Genomic DNA, 20,469 nt, shown 5'->3' on the forward strand with positions numbered 1-20,469 from the left:
GCTAAGGTACCTATCTCCATATAGGCAAGGCAAAAATTTTGCTATTTAGTTGTTCTAAATGAGAAATTTTTAACAAAGCTAATATGCTATTTCACCCTTCAAATTGATTAGAGAATTAATTCAATTGGTATTATACATCTTTTGGATTTTAATGATGAGCGCAAGCGCAGAGTCGTACGCGCAAAACAAACGTATTAACAAGCGCATTGATTTACTGCATAAGTTATTAAAAGAAGAGTAATTGGAAGAACTGAAGCCGCTAATTAAGCGGCTTCAACATTGTCGGTTTCAATGTTTTCAATTTCAACTACGTTAAGAACGGACTGTACATCTGACCAATGCAGCAATTCGATACGACCTTCTTGGTTTTCAACCAATGCCGTGCAGTTTTCTATCCAATCACCATCGTTGCAGTACACAATACCATCTACGACACGGATCTCCGGTTGGTGGATATGCCCGCAGATAATACCGTCGACACCTTGTTTCTTCGCTTCATGAATTGCTGCATTCTCGAATGCAGCAATGGCCTCTCTGGCTTTATGCACACGCTTTTTCAGCCAAGATGCAAGCGACCAATAATGACCACCATATAAACGTCGTACGCGATTGGTCCAGCGATTTAAGAAGAGTAGAAAATCATAAGCGGCATCCCCAATGATACTGATCAATTTGTTGTATCTTGTTGCCGAGTCAAAATCATCACCGTGTAGTAATAAAAACCGCTTACCTGCGGAAGTGGTATGAATAAAGGTTTTATGCACTTCGACTTTAAAAAGCGTTTGTCCAACGTAGTTTCTGAAGGTTTCGTCGTGATTACCCGGTATGTAGATAACGCGTGTACCAGATCCCGCTTTTTTTTGTATGCATTCTAATACCTGATAGTGGGATGGATCCCAAAAAAACTGGCGTTTCATTGACCATAGATCAACGATATCACCAACCAGATAGAGTACATCACATTCAGTTTTGTTGAGAAAATCTAGCAAGAACTTCGCTTTACAGTCCTTGTAGCCCAAGTGTACATCTGAGATCCAAATACTCGGATAGTATGTTGTTTTCATGGCTTGGCTCTTTAGCGTAATAATGACAATGCTAAGAGGCAAAGATGACAGTGGCGGGGCAGTTAGGAGAAGCTAATATGACAAAAGAGCATACACCTGTATGCTCTTTTATTATGCAATTTACGTAGGTTTATTTACTTCTAATTGCATTAACGATTGTTTCAACCGCAGATCCAATATCCAGCATCAGTTTTTCGCCAGTTTGACGATTTTTCAGCTCAACCTTATTTTCATCAAGGTTACGCTCGCCAATCACTAGGGTGTATGGAATACCGATAAGTTCCATATCGTTAAACATAACCCCCGGACGCTCTTTACGGTCGTCGAATAGCACATCAATTCCCGCATTTTGTAGATCTGCATAGAACTTTTCTGCGATCTCTGGGATACGGTGAGACTTATGCATATTCATTGGCACGATTGCTAACTCAAATGGTGCAATAGCAACAGGCCATTTGATACCGTAATTATCGTTATTTTGCTCGATTGCAGCGGCAACGATACGAGATACACCAATACCATAACAACCCATGGTTAATGTTTGGTTTTTCCCTTCTTCGCCGAGTACACCTGCTTTCATTGCTTCAGAGTACTTAGTACCAAGTTGGAACACGTGACCTACTTCGATACCACGTTTGATAAGGATTTTACCTTTACCACAAGGGCTTAGATCGCCTTCAACCACGTTACGGATATCTTCAACAGTATAAGCGCTTACGTCTCTGTCCCAGTTAATGCCACTGTAATGGACACCATCTTTGTTTGCACCAGCAACAAAATCAGCCATGATAGCTGCACTACGATCGACAATAATAGGCATTGAAAGACCAACAGGGCCCAACGACCCTGGCTTTGCACCAATAGCGTTAACAATGTCTTCTTCGCTCGCCATCTCAAGCGGTGAATCCACTTGTGCTAATTTCTCAGCTTTCAGCTCATTAAGGTCATGGTCGCCACGAACGATAAGCGCGACAAGACCACGTTTACCGTCTTCGTCTGGTGCGCCATACACGATGAGTGTTTTAACACCACGGTGTGGCTTAACACCATGTTTTGCTTTTAGTTCAGCGATGGTGAAAGCTTCTGGTGTGTCAAACGTATTAAGTTCTTTACTTGGTGCAGGACGAGCTTCAGTTGGTGCAAGTGCTTCTGCCTTTTCAATGTTTGCAGCGTAGTCACTTTCATCACTGAATGCGATCGCATCTTCACCAGACTCTGCAAGTACATGGAACTCATGGGATAGGTTACCGCCAATTGAACCACTGTCAGCAATAACTGGACGGTAGTCAACGCCTAAACGATCAAAAATGTTACAGTAAGCTTGGAACATCTTGTGATACGTTTTTTCAAGACACTCATCAGTCATGTGGAATGAATAGGCGTCTTTCATAGTGAACTCACGTGCGCGCATCACACCAAAACGTGGACGAACTTCGTCACGTACTTTGGTACTGACTTGATACAGTGTGATTGGCAGTTGCTTATAGCTGTTGATTTCGCGGCGTACAAGATCAGTGATCACTTCTTCATGCGTTGGACCAAGTGCAAATGGACGGCCATGACGGTCATTAATACGAAGTAGTTCAGGACCAAACTGTTCCCAACGGCCTGACTCTTCCCATAGCTCTGCAGGCTGGATCACTGGCATTAGCAGCTCAATCGCTCCCGCTTTGTCCATCTCTTCACGGACAATTCTTTCTACTTTGCGGAAAACTTTTAGGCCTGATGGTAGCCAAGTATAAAGACCTGAAGCCAATTTACGGATCATACCCGCTCTTAGCATTAGCTGGTGGCTTACCACCTCTGCATCAGACGGCGTCTCTTTTAGAGTCGCTAATATATATTCACTCGTACGCATTCTTATTCCAGTATAAGTTACTTATTGTTCTCTTATTGGCGGCTATTCTAGCAGTGCAGTAGCCGCTTAAAAAGCTTTAATACCTAAACATCTTCATAATTTATAAGTTTATTGGCAAGCCGCTGAGTTTGCTATTTTGCTAACGAAATTTCAGTGACATGGTTATGCTCACCATCTACTGTCCAGCGGATATTAAAATCATACAAACTCATACCATAGTCCTGCTGTGATGTGCGTTTCTTTTTATAAGCCGGACGAGGGTCTTGCTTCAATACATTGGTAATGAATTGCTGAAGCTCGGGATAGTTTTTTTGTTTTTCGATAAAAATGACAGCTTCGTCTGAGAAGCTAACAGACATCTGCGTTTCTGGCCGAGTATCAGCAAAGCCAGCTGTGGCATCCACCAAAGCATCTGAATAGGGAAGGTACGGCTTAATATCAATGATTGGTGTACCGTCCAATAAATCTACACCAGAAAGTAAGAGATCAAGCTGGCCATTTTTATACTCCACTCCTTCAAGCTTAACAGCGCTCATACCAATCCCATTGGGTCGAAAAGTCGCTCTAGTCGCAAACACGCCTTTGCGTTCATTGCCACCGAGCCTTGGCGGGCGTACAAGCGCAGAGTAACCTTTTTCTGCGGTTTCATGAAAGCGAAATAACAACCAGATATGCGTAAATTCTTCAATACCACGAACAAACTCTTCGCGGTTAAATTCGCCAACAAATCTAAGCTTAGCTTTTGCTTCAGGAACAAGCCTTGGTTGCCTTGGAATAGCGAATTTTTGTTTGTAAGGAGATTGGATATAGCCGATGGGCTCGATAGTGATTTGTTCCACCATGGTCTCTGTCTGAATTAAGATGAGCGAAGTTTACTATTGATCCTGACTTTCACAAAATCCTACTCGTAATTAGCTCTGTAATGTCATGTAATTCATTTGTTCAGGTTTTTCGCATATCCTTGTAAATAATGGAATATTGATGGAAGTCGCAACATGAATCGGTATACTTTTTCGTCCCAAAATGGCTTACGCTCGAGTTTACGCACAGATAACGAGCAAATTATTGGTACTCGAGCCTATGAGTACAAGCAATTGGTAGAAAACATAAAGCCAATTCATGGCTTACGAGAAAAATTACAAGCATTTAATCGCCGAAAAAATGAGTATAAATAATGGAGTTTAAAAGAAAGGTTGACCAGAGCTGTCAGGAAGCACTCTGTAAATCATCCCCTCTTAAGCCTATTTTGATCCGCGCGATATCGGAGCGCAGAGCAACGTTGCAAGCAATAATCAATGATTTAACAGAAGGGGCGGTAAGTCCTACGAAGATAGATGTACTGCTCAGTCGAGAAGCTGAAAAAGTAAGCTTACAATTATTAAAAGAAGGCAACTTAAGCAAACGCGACGCGCTCGCTGCAAGTGAAAAAGCCATATTTACATTAGCAAGGAATTTGCTTTAGTGCGGCTTAACTGGCCAAGTCTATCGTCAATATCCCCGAATGATTTCGTATCTTTAGATCCAGTTTCCATTGGTCATAGGGCTCTCATCAGAGCCAAAATCCACCTTGTAAATAAAAACAAGATCTCATTTTAGGGTCGCTTTTGGCAATTTAAAGTCTGTGCTATATTGCTAATGAGCTTCTATAAATAACGGACAATTTGATATGGAAAATTTTATTAAATCTACTTTAATGACCTCAGTTCTATTCGCTTCACTCACAACAGACGCATTTGCTGAAAGCGAGCCAAACTTACATTTATCTACAATCGTAAATGCATCGGCTGTTGAAAGAGTTGCGCCTCAGTACCCACGCAATGTTGCGTTAGTCGGCGGGGAAGGCTGGGTTACGCTGAGCTATATCATCAATGAGGATGGTTCAGTGGTGTCTCCGATAGTGGAGGATTCATCTGGACAGAAAGGCTTCGAACGCGCTGCACTGCGAGCAATCAAACGTTGGCAATATTCTCCAGCAACAAAAGATGGTAAGCCGATTAAGCAGTGCAAAAATAGTGTGATGTTTTCATTTAATATGTCAGATGCGGAAGAAGGAGCATCTCGAGGTTTTGTGAGAAGTTATCGCAACATCAATAATCTCCTTGATGAAAGTAAACTAGTAGAAGCTGAAGAACATATTGATAAGCTGTCAAAAAAAGGTCGTTGGAATCGATATGAAGAAGCCTATTTTAACTTAGTAAAAGCGCGATACTTTCAATTAACAGCTGAACCTAGACAAGAACTTGAGGCGCATAAAGGGATCATCTGGCACGGCAAAAATATCGTTAAACCTGAACTCTACGCCAACGCCCTTATCAATGCAATTAAGCTCCAAACGCAGCTGCAGGAATATAAAGGTGCGCTGAAAAACCATAAAAAACTAATGGAATTAGATGGACAAGACACTTACAAGTCAGCAGTGCAACCTGTCATAGATGAAATTGTTGCCTTGATAGCAGATAAGAGCAAGATGCTTGTTATTGCCGCTGAAATCAAAAAAGATGACGTCTGGACACACGCATTGGTCAGACCTAATTTCGCTATCGCTGAGGTTTCAGGCGCACTTCACACCCTTGAAGTACGATGTGATAACCAGTTTTCACAATTTAAATTTGCTGAAAATATGCAGTGGAATATACCGAAAAGTTGGGGGGAGTGTAATGTCGTGGTTTTTGGTGAGCCGAATAGCTCCTTTAAACTGATAGAAGTTCAATCGTAGCTGAACTTCTACACTTCGATTTTTGTTACCAGACGTTCATGTTATTTACTATCGGACAAGGTTTCTTCTAGTAGCGATTCGGTCTGGATCGCTATTTCCTTCATTTTCACCGCATAGGCTTCTAATTTTTTCTCCTCTGCGGTTTTCGCTTTAAACTGAGGAATTTGAATTGGATACCCTGCTTGGTCCATGGCGATAAAGCTGATAATACAGTGATTGGTTTCGACAAGTCGCTGCGTTTTTGGATCGCCACAGCGCACCTGAATAAAAATTTGCATACTGGTGTTCCCGGTATGGGCAATGCGCGCAGAAACCTCAACAATCTGACCCACAAGAATAGGGCGGTGGAAGCGCATGCCTGCTACCGAAACGGTAACGCAATAGCTGCCACTCCAACCAGCAGCACAAGCATACCCAGCTTGATCAATCCATTTCATGACCATGCCACCGTGTACTTTACCGCCAAAGTTGACGTCGGTAGGCTCTGCTAAAAATCGAAAGGTGACGGACTGTTGTGGCATAGACTCAGCTCTATTTTTTAAAATATACGCTAAGTATAGGAAAGAAAGGGGCATTTCGCCCCCGCAATTTGGGATTTATTGGTATTACATGTTTGGATAGTTCGGACCACCAGCCCCTTCTGGTGTGACCCAGGTAATATTTTGGCTCGGATCTTTAATATCGCAGGTTTTGCAATGAATACAGTTTTGCGAGTTGATGACAAACAGCTTCTCACCTTGCTCGTTTTCGTTTATTTCATACACGCCAGCGGGGCAGTATCGCTGTGCAGGCTCATCAAACTTAGCTAAATTCACTTTGATTGGTATATCAGAATCTTTTAACTGTAAATGACATGGTTGTACTTCTTCATGATTGGTATTCGATAAAAATACGGAAGAAAGTTTGTCAAAACTTAATTTACCATCCGGCTTTGGGTAACTTATAGTTTGCGATTCAGACGCAAGCTTAAGCTGTGCGTGATCCTGATGTTCGTCCTTAATAGTAAATGGTAGCGAACCTGAGAAAATGTTTTGGTCGATCATATTGTAAGCGCCACCCATAATACGACCTAACTTATGCATTGCTGGACCAAAGTTACGAGATTGATAAAGCTCATCATAAAGCCAACTTGCCTTAAACTTGTCGGCAAAGCTTACCAAGTCTGACGGAGCGCTTTCTTGGCCGAGTGCCTCAATGATGGCATCGGCTGCAAGCATACCGGACTTCATTGCTGTATGGTTGCCTTTAATTTTGGCAAAGTTGAGGGTACCTGCGTCACAGCCAATCAGTAATCCACCAGGGAAATGCATTTTAGGTAGGCTGTGAAAGCCACCTTTGGCGATTGCGCGAGCACCATAGGCAATGCGCTCACCACCTTCAAGTACACTCGCAAAGGTGTGGTGATGCTTCATACGCTGAAATTCATCAAATGGGCTTAGGTGTGGATTAGTGTAATTTAAGTCGATGATTAACCCGACCACGACTTGATTGTTCTCAGCATGATACATAAATGAACCGCCATGGGTATCATTGTCGAGTGGCCAACCTGTGCCGTGTACAACAAGACCTTCTTTATGCTTGCTTGGGTCTACTTGCCAAATTTCCTTAAAGCCGATGCCGTAGTGTTGAGGAGAAGCGTCTTTATCCAGTTTAAATTCAGCTATAAGTTGTTTGCCTAAGTGGCCGCGGCAACCTTCAGCAAATACGGTATATTTCGCTCTAAGTTCCATTCCAGGCATGTAGCTGTCTTTAGGCTGGCCATCTCTATCTAGGCCCATATCACCGGTAATAATACCTTTAACTTGTTGCTCTTCTATTATTAAGGAATGGGCACTAAAGCCTGGGAAAATTTCGACGCCAAGCTGCTCTGCTTGTTCAGCGAGCCATCGACAAACATTCCCCAAGGAAACAATATAGTTGCCGTCATTTTTAAATGTTTTTGGTACCACTAGATGAGGCAGTTTGGTGGCATTGGTTTCATTTTTGAATAAATAAATGTCGTCACCCGTCACTTTCGTCGTCACGGGAGCGCCTTTTGCAGCCCAATCAGGGATAAGTTCGTCTAGTGCTTTGGTTTCAAATACTGCACCAGACAAGATATGTGCACCTACTTCTGAGCCTTTTTCGACTACACAGATCATTAATTCTTGTTGTTTTTCTTGAGCCTGTTGAGCGAGTCGGATAGCGCAAGACAGGCCCGCAGGACCTGCACCAACTATCACAACATCAAACTCCATGGTTTCACGTTCGACCATTATTAACCTCACACTATTTGACGGTAGATTAACTAAAGAGAGGCTTTAGTTTGATTTTCGTTAAACTAAGGTTATTTGAGGTTGACGTTTACGTCAACAGGAAGTAGTCTGAAACCAATAAAATAATTTGTTGACGTAGACGTCAGCTTAGAGAATAACCAGATGATGGAGTAACCATGAAAGTACTTGTGCCAATCAAACGCGTGATTGATTACAACGTAAAGGCAAGAGTCAAACCTGACAACAGTGATGTTGATTTGAGCAATGTTAAAATGGCGATCAACCCATTTTGTGAAATCGCAGTAGAAGAGGCGGTTCGTTTAAAAGAAGCGGGCACTGCAACGGAAGTTATTGCCGTATCAATTGGCGATAAAGCTTGCCAAGAGCAGCTAAGAACGGCGCTTGCACTGGGTGCAGATAAAGCAATCCACATTGAATCAGACGCAAAGCTTGAATCTCTGCACATCGCAAAACTACTGGCTAAGGTAGTGGAACAAGAAAGTCCAGAGCTGGTGATTCTAGGTAAACAGTCTATCGATTCTGATAATAACCAAACAGGACAAATGCTAGCGGCGTTAACTAAGCGTGCTCAAGGCACTTTTGCCTCTAAAGTTGTAGTTGAAGGCGATAAAGTACAAGTGACGCGTGAAGTTGATGGCGGTTTGCAAACGGTGTCGCTATCACTTCCAGCGGTCGTGACAACGGATTTGCGTTTGAATGAACCTCGTTATGCTTCATTGCCAAATATCATGAAAGCTAAGCGTAAACCATTAGATGTGATCGCAGCGGATTCGCTAGGTATCGATTTAGCACCTCGTATTGAATTGGTGAAAGTTGAAGAGCCAGCTAAGCGCTCTGGTGGCGTGATGGTTGAGAGCGTTGAAGAGTTAGTAAACAAGTTAAAAACAGAAGCAAAGGTGATCTCATGAGCGTATTAGTTATTGCTGAGCATGAAAATGGTGTATTGAAACCAGAAACCGCTAAGGTGGTTGCTGCTGCAACAAAAATCGCAAGCGACATTACCGTATTAGTTGCAGGTCACAACATTGCTGAGGCTGCCAATCACTCTGCACAGATCGCTGGCGTAAAAAAGGTGGTTGCTGTTGATGATGCTTCATTCGAACATCAGTTGGCAGAAAACACATCTGAGCTAGTTGTTGAATTAGCAAGTGACTTTTCACACATTTTGTTTTCAGCGTCTACCACAGGTAAAAATATCGCGCCACGTGTCGCGGCGTTACTCGACAAATCACAGATCTCAGAAATTATCGATGTGATTGATGCAGACACCTTTAAGCGTCCAATTTATGCGGGTAATGCAATTGCGACTGTAAAATCATTAGACTCTCAAAAAGTTATCACTGTGCGTGCATCAGCATTTGATGCCGTAGAGACTCAAGCAGCATGTGACATTGAGGATCGCTCGCAAAGTATTGCCTCTCAAATGAGTGAGTTTGTGAGCATTGAACAAACTGAATCTGAGCGCCCTGAATTAACTGCGGCACCGGTTGTTATTTCAGGCGGCCGTGGTATGCAAAACGGTGAAAATTTTGCCTTGCTAAATGGTATTGCTGACAAACTAGGGGCTGCAATTGGTGCATCGCGTGCTGCTGTTGACGCGGGCTTCGTGCCTAATGATATGCAGGTGGGCCAAACCGGTAAGATTGTGGCGCCTAACTTATATATTGCAGTCGGGATCAGCGGCGCTATTCAACATCTTGCAGGGATGAAAGATTCTAAGGTCATTGTTGCTATCAACAAAGATCCAGAAGCCCCGATTTTCCAAGTGGCTGATTATGGCCTTGTTGCGGATCTATTTGATGCGTTACCAGAGCTTGAACAGGCACTGTAACGCTTCTTTTTGTAGCTAGCCTACATCAAGAAAAGTAATTCTGGTTGTTAAAGCCGTTGTACCTTTGGTCGCGGCTTTTTTCGTGTCTAGCTGGAGGAGAAATGCTTACAGGCTTAAACCACGTCACAATAACAGTATCTAACCTAAACACGTCACTTGATTTCTACTCTGGCTTGTTAGGATTCGAGCTTTGGGTAACTTGGGATAAAGGCGCGTATTTAACGCTTGGTGATGTGTGGCTTTGTTTATCTTTAGGAGAGGTATCTCCAAGCTCAGATTACAGTCATATAGCGTTCAATATTGCTGCCGAAGAGTTTACAACTTTTTCTAAAACAGTATTGGAATACGAGGTTGGCGTATGGCAGCAAAATAGCAGCGAAGGAGACTCGCTCTATATTTATGACCCCGATCATCACAAACTCGAGATCCATAGTGGTAGTTTGCAAAGTCGGTTAAAAAGTTTGCAGCAGCAACCGTATTCAGGCCTCACTTGGTACAAAGCGGTGTGATTCTATTTTCTAGAATGCTTGTATCTTTAATTGCGCATTTTACTTCTGGTTACTGAGCTCCATAATAAAACAAAACATGATGGAGCAAAGTAATGGCAATTCAACTAAATGGCAAAGCACATGACATAGGTGGTCTTTCAGTAAACCGCGTACTTCCGCAGCGTGCGAAACGTATGGTAGGTCCTTTTATCTTTTTTGATCAAATGGGCCCTGGTAATTTCAGTGCTGGTGATGGTATCGATGTAAGGCCACATCCTCATATTGGGCTTGCAACCCTCACTTATTTGTTTGAAGGTAACTTGCTCCATCGTGATTCTCTTGGTAATCAACTTGAGATCCATCCTGGGGATGTAAATTGGATGGTGGCAGGGCGCGGTATTGTACACTCGGAGAGAGAATCGTTTGAAACTAAAGCGCAACCACATGCTATTCATGGTTTGCAATGCTGGGTGGTGCTACCGGAAGAAAATGCTGAAGTTGAGCCCAGTTTCTCACATATAAACCGTTTTGACTTGCCGACTAGGCAACTAGAGGGGGTGATGGCTAGGGTCATTATCGGCAGTGCGTATGGTTTGCATTCTCCTGTCCCAACATTTTCACCTATGTTTTATGTTGATGTGATGGCAAAAGCTGGCGGACATATTGAAAGGCCTGATCAGACACAAGAAGTTGGCGTATATGTGATTTACGGCGAAGTGGTGGTGCCGAATAAATCATATAGTGCAGGCTCATTTGTATTACTTGAAGACGACGACACGCAATTACATTTCAATGAGAATAGCAGAGTGCTATTGCTCGGCGGAGAGGCGTTTAAAAAAATCCCTTATATTGATTGGAACTTTGTTTCTTTTAGTAAATCCCGTATTGAACAAGCGAAGCAAGATTGGCGTGAGGGTAGGTTCGATATGATCCCTAGTGATAAATTGGAGCATATTCCTCTGCCTTAGGATGACAAAAGTACACCCTAATAGAACATGCTCCCTTTTATCTATTAATAGTCGTAACTAATATGTTGGAAGAAGCGTACGTTGACATCCTGCTTTTCAATATTAACAGGAAGTTGCGCGACAAAGCGTTTAATAGCCGTTTCTACGTGATTCATAAAACGACCATAGCCCATGTCTTTTTTGTCTTTGTCATTGGCAACGATCACAAAGCGGATGGTGTCCACTAGATTTGTCTCGTTAAACAGTGAGTAAATTTGATTATCACCGGAACTGGTATCAAAACTCAGCTTTTGTAGCTCTCGATTCGTATCGGACTTATCGGTTTTAGCACTTCTGACGATAGGTAAACGGCCATCGGCTACCATGGCTACCATATTGAGCTGTTTATCGGCACAAGAAGAAAGAAATGCATCTTCTAGTGTGCGATAGAATTGTCCGTAATCACCAGGGCGCATTTGGCTTTGGAACTCTGTTTTTATTGCACGTGACACTGGAATGTTAAAGGTCGCGTAGGTCATTTCACTATATTCGTCTGGTAACGTGCAGTTTCTGGCTTGATAACGTGGGTAAAGTGCACGCAACTTATAACCATACGACTCTTTGTCACCTTTCGCTTTGGCAAATAGGTCATAGGTTAAATGTTGGTGGTCTCGCACTCTAAACTGAGGTTCTACCGGAGAAAAGCCTTCTTTAAGTGCATCAAGCACCTTTTTCACTTTGTTGTGGAAGGTCGCGGCATTGGCGCGTAATTCATTTCCCGTGGCTAAAAATAATAAGCGGATTTTACGCGCCTGGTATCCGTCATTGAGATAAGTTTGATGCGCTTCGTGGAACTTAGGATTATAGAAAAACAAAATCTGCTTTTCTGTTTGCATGGTATAGGCTTCGTCGTGGTAACGCACTACCGGCAATTTATCGTTCGCAATTACATGTACATTATGCAGCTCATATTCGTCACACAGCGCGAATAGCTGGCGAGACAAACGCTCATAACATGCGCTACTGGAGTCAAAACATGCATAGAATGCATCATCTGGTTTAAACTCAGCAAGAATATAGTGATTGTTTCTCGCCTTAGTTGATATATAAACACGATTCAAATTCATTGAAGCCATTACTTTTGTCCTTTCCTCGGTAACGTGACTTAAGCAGCGTTTATGGTATAAACACTGAGATGGCGCAACTATAGGATGAAGTTGTGACGGAAATATTGCGCTAGAACAAAATTTGTCACAAAAAACTGATGAACATTTAACTAAATGAATAAATCCTGATACAGCGCAGATAATTGCTGTAAGTTCGGCTGAGTTTTTGTAATAATGCCGAGGTTAACTAAGAGCATAATTCAGAGGAAAGATTTCCTATGGCGGAAACTGAAAATCGCCCATCAAACTTTATTCGCAACATCATTGATGCGGATCTTGCCAGTGGCAAACATGCGTCCACGCACACACGTTTTCCACCTGAGCCAAATGGCTTTTTACACATTGGCCATGCTAAATCAATTTGCTTAAATTTTGGTATTGCCCAAGATTATCAAGGTAAGTGCAACTTACGCTTTGACGATACCAACCCAGAAAAAGAAGACATCAACTACGTTAAGTCGATCCAAGAAGACGTACAGTGGCTTGGGTTCGAATGGGATGGCGAAATTTGCTATTCATCAAATTACTTTGACAAGCTCTATAGCTACGCAGTTGAGCTAATTGAAAATGGCAAAGCGTACGTTTGCTTCTTGTCGCCTGAGCAGGCGCGCGAGTATCGTGGTACGTTGACTGAGCCTGGCAAAAATAGCCCTTATCGTGACACTTCACCAGAAGAAAACTTAGCCTTATTCGAAAAAATGAGAAATGGCGAGTTTAAAGAAGGGGAATGTGTTCTTCGTGCTAAGATTGACATGGCAAGCTCATTTATGGTGCTTCGCGACCCTATCATCTATCGTGTACGTTTTGCACACCATCATCAAACTGGTGATAAGTGGTGCATCTATCCGATGTATGACTTTACGCACTGTATTTCCGATGCGCTTGAAGGGATCACGCATTCACTTTGTACATTAGAGTTCCAAGATAACCGCCGTTTGTACGACTGGGTGCTAGATAACATCAGCATCGAGTGTCATCCACAGCAAATCGAGTTTTCTCGTTTAAATCTTGAATACACGGTGATGTCGAAGCGTAAGCTCAATGACTTGGTTGTTAATAACCATGTTGAAGGATGGGATGACCCGCGCATGCCGACAATTGCAGGGCTTCGTCGCCGTGGTTATACACCAGCTGCAATTCGTGAATTTTGTAAGCGCATTGGCGTAACCAAAATGGACAACATGGTTGAAATGGGCATGCTTGAAGCGTGTATCCGTGACGACTTAAACGAAAATGCACCACGCGCCATGGCGGTACTTGACCCGGTTAAGCTAATCATTGAAAACTTTGATGCAGATAAAGTTGAAATGCTACAAGCGCCTAATCACCCAACATTAGACATGGGCGAGCGTGAGCTACCGTTTACGCGTGAAGTCTACATTGAACAAGAAGATTTCCGCGTAGAAGCGAATAAAAAGTTCAAGCGTTTGGTGCTAGGTAAAGAAGTGCGTCTTCGTAATGCCTATGTGATTAAGGCTGAGCGTATTGAAGAAGACGAAAACGGTAATATTACGACAATCTACTGTAGTTACGACCCTGATACTTTGGGTAAAAACCCAGAAGATGGTCGCAAGGTGAAAGGCGTAATTCACTGGGTATCTGCTTCACATTGTATTGAAGCGCCAGTGCGCCAGTACGACCGCCTATTTACGGTACCAAACCCAGCGGCTGCCGAAGATTTCACGGAAGTATTAAACCCAGACTCTTTGGTAACCATTGCAAATGCCAAACTTGAGCCTGCGCTTGCAAACGCTAAGCCTGAACAAGGTTATCAGTTTGAGCGTTTAGGTTACTTCTGTCGTGATAACAAGTCAGAAGCGCTAATGTTTAACCAAACTGTTGGTCTACGTGATTCGTGGGCTAAGATAGAACAGCAAGGTTAACACCCAATGAGGTCGGCTTATGTCGACCTTTTTTATTGCTTTTTCTGCGTAAAATTATGTCTGAAAAATCCATCCAACACTTCTATATCAACGAACAGCAGTCCATCTACTTACTGTCTCATCATGATGCAAAAAAGCACCGTCAATGGCTGAATATCTGTAAAAAACAATTGAGCCAACTTGGCTATAAACATGTTGAGGTAATTGGCTCTGGTGCATTTGGCTTCGTATTTGCTGGTACAAGTGATATGGGGAAAGACTGGGTGTTTAAATTTTCTCGGATCACGCTTGCTCAAAGTGTGCGTGACAGGCTTGAAGATGAAGGCTATATGTTGTCGCAAATTGACAACCCGATGGTGCCAAACTTCTACGCCTTCGAGCGAGTAAAAAAGCAAGGCATTTTGATGATGGAGCGTGCCCCTGGTGAAGATTTAGAAAAGATCTCACTCAAAAAGGGCCGTTTTAAAGCGCATGAGTTGGTAAGCCTCGCGTTAAAACTCAGAAATGTATTGGTTGATTTGCGCGAGCGTCGCAACGGTATGTCTCCGCAACCCATCGTTCATGGAGATATTAAGCCATCTAATATTGTTTGGGATGAAGCTTCCGATGGTTTCTCTTTGGTTGATTGGGGAAGCTCAGTCTATGCTCAGGTGGACGTACATGGCGAGCCTATCGCGAGCAATATCATGGATTTAATGTCATCTGATGTAAGTACGACCAACGCTCGGATGGGAGATGTGTATTTTATTGGTGATGAACAAATGTCGGGTGCACAATCTTCTCCTCGTTTTGATGAGCAAGGCGTTGCATCGACGATTTATGCACTTGCTAGTGCACAATCATGTCGCTTTGGTGCTCAGGTCATTCCTGCTAGCGCTTTGGGGCTACCAAAAGTATTTGCGCAAGTGCTGGATGGCATGCTTAGCAAAGACAAAGCAACGAGGGATAGTGCAGGGGATTACTTTGTTCGTAATATGCCAGCAATGGCAAAAATGTATTTACCGGATTTAACGCTGTCAGAGAAAAAGTCCCGCATTCCTTTTTGGACCTATGAAACCTCAGTTAAGCCTGAAACGGTCGTCTACAGCTCACGTAAGCAGTTTTTGCGCCGTGCTGACGATAAACACAATCTAAGAGACGTAAACGACGCGCAATTAGATAGATATTATAAAGAGTTTTTGTTCGATACCGGCGATACTGAGAAAGCCTTTTTGGCCTCAATTAGCAGACTGGCAAAATACCCAGTGGTTGGTGGTCTCAGTTTTCACTGGAAAGACGCGCAGCTATTTGTTGAGTCGAGTCTTATTTTACATGACGAAACATTGGGCCTTGCATTTAAAGACGCGTTAAACGCTACCGTAATGCTCGCGCAGGGAATAAAACAAAAAGGTTTGTTTAAATGTTGTTTGTTCGACGCGCGACAAACTATTCAACTGACTCGCGACGGCACTGGCGCGTTCCAATTTGACCATCTGCCAGAACTCGAGTTTAGCGTTAGCGATATTTCGAGCAATGAAATTACACGCCCGCATTCATACTTTGAAGACGGTAAAGATCCAGACGAGCAACTGCAGCTGCCAAGACAGATAATTCAATGCGTGTTCGAGTTAAACCAGATCCATCATACAGGTTGCATCATTTTTGAATCGTTGCAAGATAGGATGAAAATTCATTATTACTATCGCCTACTTGATGCTAATAAAGAGGCGCAATTTAAGGCGCTACTGACTCGGATCATGCAATATGCGGTTAGTATTCAAGATTATGGCGTAGCAGGGTTTATGAAGCTGCCCTATAAAAATACACGTGAGTTTGCTCTATGCGACCGCCAGCCTGACTTTTTCTTTCCCAAAAATCCCAAAACATTTGTTGTTAACACTTAGGTGCTAGCACTGCTACTAGCCTGTCATTGAGACCCTTGCTGATTTATGAAATAGTGGCTATACCAATTCAAATGGTTATAACCTAGCTGACGAAGGAAAGTGATGAGCAATCAACTCGCTTGCGATAGCAATACAATTCGTAAGTCTATCGAAGTGCTGTACAAGCAAGAAAGCCGGAAAATTTACGCCACACTGATCCGCCTTCTAGGTGACTTTGAGTTAGCAGAAGAAGCATTACAAGACGCGTTTAATGTGGCGTTAAAGCACTGGCCTACTCAAGGCATGCCAGAAAACCCAGTCCCTTGGTTGATTTCTACTGGTCGTTTTAAAGCCATTGATGCAATACGCAAACAGCAACGTCAAAGAGAAAAGCTAGAAGTTGCTACTGAAGTGGATGAGCTTTCTGATATCACAGGTCAAGCCCAAGAGCAAAACGCCAATGTAATTGAAGACGACCAATTGCGGTTAATTTTTACTTGTTGCCATCCAGCGATTGATCCTAAAGTACAAGTTGCGCTTACTCTGCGGGAGGTCTGTGGACTAACAACAGAGGAAATTGCCAGTGCATTTTTGGTGTCTAACACAACAATGGCACAACGAATTGTGCGCGGCAAAGCGAAGATCCGTGATGCCCGTATTCCGTTCGAGCTGCCAGACGACACTGACTTTAACAACCGACTTGATGCGGTGCTCACGGTTATCTATCTGGTCTTTAATGAAGGGTATTCTGCAACACAAGGCGAACTTGCAATACGCAGTGAACTGACTTCGGAGGCCATCCGCTTAACTCGTTTACTTTATTCCCTAACGCCAGATCCAGAAGTGGCGGGGCTACTCGCATTGATGCTCTTAAATGATGCTAGAAAGGCGGCGCGCACCAATGCTAGCGGTGACATTATTTTACTGGAAGAGCAAGACCGAAGCCTTTGGAGTAAAGATATGATTGCAGAAGGTACGCAGTTGGTCGCTGAAATAATGTGCGCCGGTGAATATGGCTTTTACACCATTCAGGCGGCGATCTCTGCGACTCATGCAGTTGCGACAACAGCAGCGGCGACAGATTGGTCACAGATTGTTGAATTATATGCTCAGCTACACCAAGTGAGCCCATCTCCTGTTATTGAGCTCAACCAAGCGGTTGCAATCGCTATGAAAGAGGGACCAGATGCGGGTATTACCATGATAGAGCGGCTATTTGAGCACAAAGAAATGCAAAGGTATCACTTGGCTCATGCGGCTTATGGCGAACTATTATCTCGCGCTGGCAGAACGGCTAGTGCGATTAATGCATTTAAAACGGCTCTCAATTTAACAACGCAATTACCAGAGCAAAGGATTCTCAAACAAAAGCTTCTCAAGCTCGGTGAAAATTAATTAAGAAAATTCTCCTTACTTTGTCGATCTCTAGAGAGTGCATTCGACTAGAGTGTATAGAGCACTTTATTTATCAAAACCGCAGGTAATCTTTGGTTATTCAGCTCTATTTATGAAAGATATCAGGAGAATTGACGATGAAAGTAATGGTGATTGTAAAAGCAAGTGAAGGGTCTGAAGCTGGGGTGCTACCAACCGCGGAATTAATGGCTGCGATGGGAGAATTCAATAATGCATTAGTTGATGCTGGAATAATGACTTCTGGTGACGGTTTGAAGCCGAGTAAAGAGGGAGTTCGCGTTCGTTTTAAAGGCGAAGAGCGCATTGTAACTAAAGGGCCTTTTGCGGAGACTAATGAGTTAATTGCAGGTTATTGGGTATGGGAAGTAACATCAATGGAAGAGGCGCTAGAATGGGTTAAGCGCTGCCCTAATCCTATGAATGAGGAATCTGATATTGAAGTTAGACCGTTTTATGAAATGGCTGACTTTGCAGATATCGACCCCAGCGGCGAAATCCTCGAAGACGAAGAACAATTAAGACAAAAGATTGCGATGCAAACCGCGCATGTTTGCAATTATTTATTCTTTGCAGGGCGTACCGAAGAGGCACTTGAATACTATCAACAGCATCTATGTGCCAAAGTCGGTCTGCTTATGCGTTTTAACGAAAGTCCAGATCCTATTCCTGATGGTGCGATACCAGAAAACTTCTCAGATAAAGTAATGCACTGTGAGTTTAGTATTGGCGATATAAAGATTTTTGCATCTGACGGCTGTGGTGGTGATGCACCGTTTGCAGGATTTAGTCTGTCTATAACAATTGATTCTGAACCAGAAGCTCACCGAGCATTTAATGCGCTAGCCGATGGTGGTACGGTCAAAATGCCATTACAAGAAACATTTTGGTCCCCCCTGTATGGTCAGGTCGTTGATAAATTCGGTGTGGCGTGGATCGTGATGTTACCCAGTAACGCTGCTAATTAACCTTGATCACGAAATAGCTAAGTTAAAAGCGAGCAGCATAAGACGCTAGCTATTCAGATACCAATTAATAAGGAGCTGGACATACTATGAAATATGTAGCTTTGGTTTATTACGATGAACAATCAATGGAAAAGCTCTCACAAGATGAATGGGACGCACTGAATCGTGAATGCATCGCGTGTGGAGAATCATTAAAAGAGCGCAAGCAGATGATAGGCGGTAACGCCTTACTCTCAACTCAAAGTGCGACAACACTACGGATACGAGCGGGTAAAGTCGATATTACCGATGGTCCATTCGCAGAGACTAAAGAGCAGCTTGCGGGCTTTTATTTACTTGATGTTAAAGATCTAAATGAGGCCATCCAAGCGGCTAGCAAAATTCCGCCAGCGCGTTATGGCAGCATTGAAATTCGGCCTGTTCGCGAGTTGCAAGACGAGAATAATGTCAGCTATGAAGCACAAAGACGAGGATAATAGAGATGTCAAAGATGAGTTATATTGATGGTTTTGTATGCGCCGTACCCACCAATAAGCGTGAAGAATATCAAGCGCACGCCAGTAAAGCGGCAAAAGTGTTTAAAAAATTTGGAGCAGAGCGCGTTGTCGAGGCTTGGGGGGATGATGTTCCTGATGGAACGCTTACCTCTTTTCCACTGGCTGTAAAGTGTAAGCCTGATGAAACTGTGGTGTTTTCCTGGATCACTTGGCCTTCAAAAGAAGTCCGTGATGCTGGAATGGCAGAAGTATTTAAAGATCCTATTTGCGATCAAGAAGCTAATCCAATGCCGTTTGATGGCAAAAGGCTTATCTATGGTGGCTTTAGGACAATTGTGGAATGCTGAGCTACTCTACAAAAAAGCCAGCAACTTGTGCTGGCTTAATAATGCTTAAATAGGCGAAAAGGGTAGGTTAGTTACCATTTTCCTCAGCGTACTTTTTGCACGCTTCTTTATCTTCACACTCACCATAAAGGTATAGTGAATGGTTAGTCAGTTTGATACCATTGCTTTTCGCAATTTCTTCTTGGCGTGTTTCAATAACGTCATCCTCGAATTCGACAACCTTGCCGCATTTCAAACATACCAAGTGATCATGGTGAGTGCTGCCAGACAGCTCGAAAACAGATTTACCGCCTTCAAAGTGGTGACGTGTTACAATACCAGCATCATCAAATTGGTTTAGTACGCGATATACCGTAGCTAGGCCAATTTCTTCACCTTTGTCTAATAAGATCTTGTACACATCTTCTGCGCTGATGTGTTGATTATCAGGAGACTGAAGGATCTCTAAAATTTTGATGCGTGGAAGCGTTACTTTTAAACCAGCCTTTTTAAGCTCTAAGTTGTGATCAGTCATTAAATCTGTCTCAATCTGTTAGTTATAATTTGTCTTAGGTCAATATTCACGACGCTATACCTAAGAATAACTTGCTCGGGCAGCAAGTGCAAAGCAAATGGAATTAATCTTCCAGCTCGCTTAAGCACATTTCGTCATATACTTGTGCACACCATTGTTTAACTCGTTGCTCTGTTAGCTCTGGCTGACGGTCTTCATCAATGCCAAGACCAACAAACTTACCGTCTTCAACGACAGCTTTTGACGCCTCAAAATCATAACCATCGGTAGACCAATGACCAACCACAATTGCGCCGCGCTCGGTAACGATGTCATTAACCATGCCCATCGCGTCAAGGAAATACTCTGCGTAATCTTCCTGATCGCCGCAGCCAAAAATTGCAACCAGCTTGCCTTCAAAATCGACTTCTTCAAGCTCAGGGAAAAAATCATCCCAATCACACTGTGCTTCGCCGTAATACCAAGTTGGAATGCCGAATAGTAGTAAATCGAACTCAGCAATCTCTTCTTTACTGCTTTTAGCAATGTCTTTTACGTCTACGAGCTTTTTGCCCAGCTCTTTTTGAATCATTTTAGCAACGTGCTCTGTATTACCAGTATCACTGCCGAAAAAAATACCTACGCTTGCCATTAACTGCT

Annotated in this window: 21 protein-coding genes; 13 read left to right on the forward strand and 8 right to left on the reverse strand. The window is 43.0% G+C overall.

Annotation, left to right across the window (positions count from 1 at the left end):
* Positions 1-263 precede the first annotated feature (263 nt).
* The 3 genes from CWC03_RS11385 to tsaA form a co-directional block, all read right to left on the reverse strand.
* Positions 264-1,064 carry a UDP-2,3-diacylglucosamine diphosphatase gene (locus CWC03_RS11385; RefSeq protein ID WP_138582033.1) on the reverse strand — a complete coding sequence of 267 codons (801 nt, stop codon included), beginning with the start codon at positions 1,062-1,064 and terminating at the stop codon, positions 264-266.
* A gap of 130 nt (positions 1,065-1,194) precedes the next feature.
* Positions 1,195-2,922 (reverse strand): proline--tRNA ligase, encoded by a 1,728-nt coding sequence (locus CWC03_RS11390; protein ID WP_138582034.1) that lies wholly within the window; start codon positions 2,920-2,922, stop codon positions 1,195-1,197.
* A gap of 131 nt (positions 2,923-3,053) precedes the next feature.
* Positions 3,054-3,764, reverse strand: a complete 711-nt coding sequence (gene tsaA, locus CWC03_RS11395; RefSeq protein WP_171040239.1) for a tRNA (N6-threonylcarbamoyladenosine(37)-N6)-methyltransferase TrmO — start codon at positions 3,762-3,764, stop codon at positions 3,054-3,056.
* 153 nt (positions 3,765-3,917) lie between these two features.
* On the opposite strand from tsaA, the gene CWC03_RS11400 reads away from it, so the two are divergent.
* From CWC03_RS11400 to CWC03_RS11410, 3 genes are all read left to right on the forward strand, one after another.
* Positions 3,918-4,097: a hypothetical protein gene (locus CWC03_RS11400; protein ID WP_138582035.1), complete on the forward strand. Its 180-nt coding sequence runs from the start codon at positions 3,918-3,920 to the stop codon at positions 4,095-4,097.
* Complete coding sequence (locus CWC03_RS11405; protein ID WP_138582036.1) at positions 4,097-4,384, forward strand: hypothetical protein; 288 nt, start codon at positions 4,097-4,099, stop codon at positions 4,382-4,384. The genes CWC03_RS11400 and CWC03_RS11405 overlap by 1 nt, the downstream gene beginning before the upstream one ends.
* A gap of 204 nt (positions 4,385-4,588) precedes the next feature.
* Positions 4,589-5,638, forward strand: a complete 1,050-nt coding sequence (locus CWC03_RS11410) for an energy transducer TonB (protein ID WP_138582037.1) — start codon at positions 4,589-4,591, stop codon at positions 5,636-5,638.
* Positions 5,639-5,679: 41 nt separating this feature from the next.
* Here the strand turns inward: CWC03_RS11410 and CWC03_RS11415 are convergent, their stop codons facing one another.
* Both CWC03_RS11415 and CWC03_RS11420 read right to left on the reverse strand, forming a co-directional pair.
* Positions 5,680-6,159: an acyl-CoA thioesterase gene (locus CWC03_RS11415; RefSeq protein WP_138582038.1), complete on the reverse strand. Its 480-nt coding sequence runs from the start codon at positions 6,157-6,159 to the stop codon at positions 5,680-5,682.
* Between the two features lie 84 nt (positions 6,160-6,243).
* Positions 6,244-7,893, reverse strand: coding sequence for an electron transfer flavoprotein-ubiquinone oxidoreductase (locus tag CWC03_RS11420; RefSeq protein WP_138582039.1), 1,650 nt, complete (start codon positions 7,891-7,893; stop codon positions 6,244-6,246).
* Positions 7,894-8,069: 176 nt separating this feature from the next.
* Here CWC03_RS11420 and CWC03_RS11425 point away from each other — a divergent pair, with 176 nt between their 5' ends.
* The 4 genes from CWC03_RS11425 (at position 8,070) to CWC03_RS11440 (ending at position 11,201) form a co-directional block, all read left to right on the forward strand.
* Positions 8,070-8,822 carry an electron transfer flavoprotein subunit beta/FixA family protein gene (locus CWC03_RS11425; protein WP_138582040.1) on the forward strand — a complete coding sequence of 251 codons (753 nt, stop codon included), beginning with the start codon at positions 8,070-8,072 and terminating at the stop codon, positions 8,820-8,822.
* The gene (locus tag CWC03_RS11430; RefSeq protein WP_138582041.1) at positions 8,819-9,745 is read left to right on the forward strand and encodes an electron transfer flavoprotein subunit alpha/FixB family protein; all 927 of its coding nucleotides are present in this window, start codon (positions 8,819-8,821) and stop codon (positions 9,743-9,745) included. Before CWC03_RS11425 ends, CWC03_RS11430 begins: the two co-directional genes overlap by 4 nt.
* A 101-nt stretch (positions 9,746-9,846) precedes the next feature.
* Positions 9,847-10,254 carry a VOC family protein gene (locus CWC03_RS11435; protein ID WP_138582042.1) on the forward strand — a complete coding sequence of 136 codons (408 nt, stop codon included), beginning with the start codon at positions 9,847-9,849 and terminating at the stop codon, positions 10,252-10,254.
* A 92-nt stretch (positions 10,255-10,346) separates the two neighbouring features.
* On the forward strand, positions 10,347-11,201 hold the full coding sequence (locus tag CWC03_RS11440) for a pirin family protein (protein ID WP_138582043.1): 855 nt from the start codon (positions 10,347-10,349) through the stop codon (positions 11,199-11,201).
* A 44-nt stretch (positions 11,202-11,245) separates the two neighbouring features.
* Here CWC03_RS11440 and CWC03_RS11445 read toward each other — a convergent pair whose 3' ends face one another.
* Positions 11,246-12,316, reverse strand: coding sequence for a DUF3083 family protein (locus CWC03_RS11445; RefSeq protein WP_138582044.1), 1,071 nt, complete (start codon positions 12,314-12,316; stop codon positions 11,246-11,248).
* Between the two features lie 248 nt (positions 12,317-12,564).
* Between CWC03_RS11445 and glnS the strand changes: the two genes are divergently transcribed.
* The 6 genes from glnS (at position 12,565) to CWC03_RS11475 (ending at position 19,316) form a co-directional block, all read left to right on the forward strand.
* Positions 12,565-14,229, forward strand: coding sequence for a glutamine--tRNA ligase (glnS, locus tag CWC03_RS11450; RefSeq protein WP_128728081.1), 1,665 nt, complete (start codon positions 12,565-12,567; stop codon positions 14,227-14,229).
* 56 nt (positions 14,230-14,285) lie between these two features.
* On the forward strand, positions 14,286-16,112 hold the full coding sequence (locus CWC03_RS11455; RefSeq protein ID WP_138582045.1) for a protein kinase domain-containing protein: 1,827 nt from the start codon (positions 14,286-14,288) through the stop codon (positions 16,110-16,112).
* Positions 16,113-16,214: 102 nt separating this feature from the next.
* Positions 16,215-17,486 carry an RNA polymerase sigma factor gene (locus CWC03_RS11460; protein ID WP_138582046.1) on the forward strand — a complete coding sequence of 424 codons (1,272 nt, stop codon included), beginning with the start codon at positions 16,215-16,217 and terminating at the stop codon, positions 17,484-17,486.
* A gap of 137 nt (positions 17,487-17,623) precedes the next feature.
* The gene (locus CWC03_RS11465; protein WP_138582047.1) at positions 17,624-18,472 is read left to right on the forward strand and encodes a YciI family protein; all 849 of its coding nucleotides are present in this window, start codon (positions 17,624-17,626) and stop codon (positions 18,470-18,472) included.
* Positions 18,473-18,558: 86 nt separating this feature from the next.
* Positions 18,559-18,948, forward strand: coding sequence for a YciI family protein (locus CWC03_RS11470; protein ID WP_128728086.1), 390 nt, complete (start codon positions 18,559-18,561; stop codon positions 18,946-18,948).
* Positions 18,949-18,962: 14 nt separating this feature from the next.
* Positions 18,963-19,316: a DUF1428 domain-containing protein gene (locus tag CWC03_RS11475; RefSeq protein WP_128728087.1), complete on the forward strand. Its 354-nt coding sequence runs from the start codon at positions 18,963-18,965 to the stop codon at positions 19,314-19,316.
* Between the two features lie 67 nt (positions 19,317-19,383).
* Here CWC03_RS11475 and fur read toward each other — a convergent pair whose 3' ends face one another.
* Positions 19,384-19,830 carry a ferric iron uptake transcriptional regulator gene (gene fur, locus CWC03_RS11480; RefSeq protein ID WP_138582048.1) on the reverse strand — a complete coding sequence of 149 codons (447 nt, stop codon included), beginning with the start codon at positions 19,828-19,830 and terminating at the stop codon, positions 19,384-19,386.
* 103 nt (positions 19,831-19,933) lie between these two features.
* Complete coding sequence (fldA, locus tag CWC03_RS11485; protein WP_010604714.1) at positions 19,934-20,461, reverse strand: flavodoxin FldA; 528 nt, start codon at positions 20,459-20,461, stop codon at positions 19,934-19,936.
* Positions 20,462-20,469 lie beyond the last annotated feature (8 nt).

The sequence above is a fragment of the Pseudoalteromonas sp. S2755 genome (assembly GCF_005886535.1).
GTDB lineage: Bacteria > Pseudomonadota > Gammaproteobacteria > Enterobacterales > Alteromonadaceae > Pseudoalteromonas.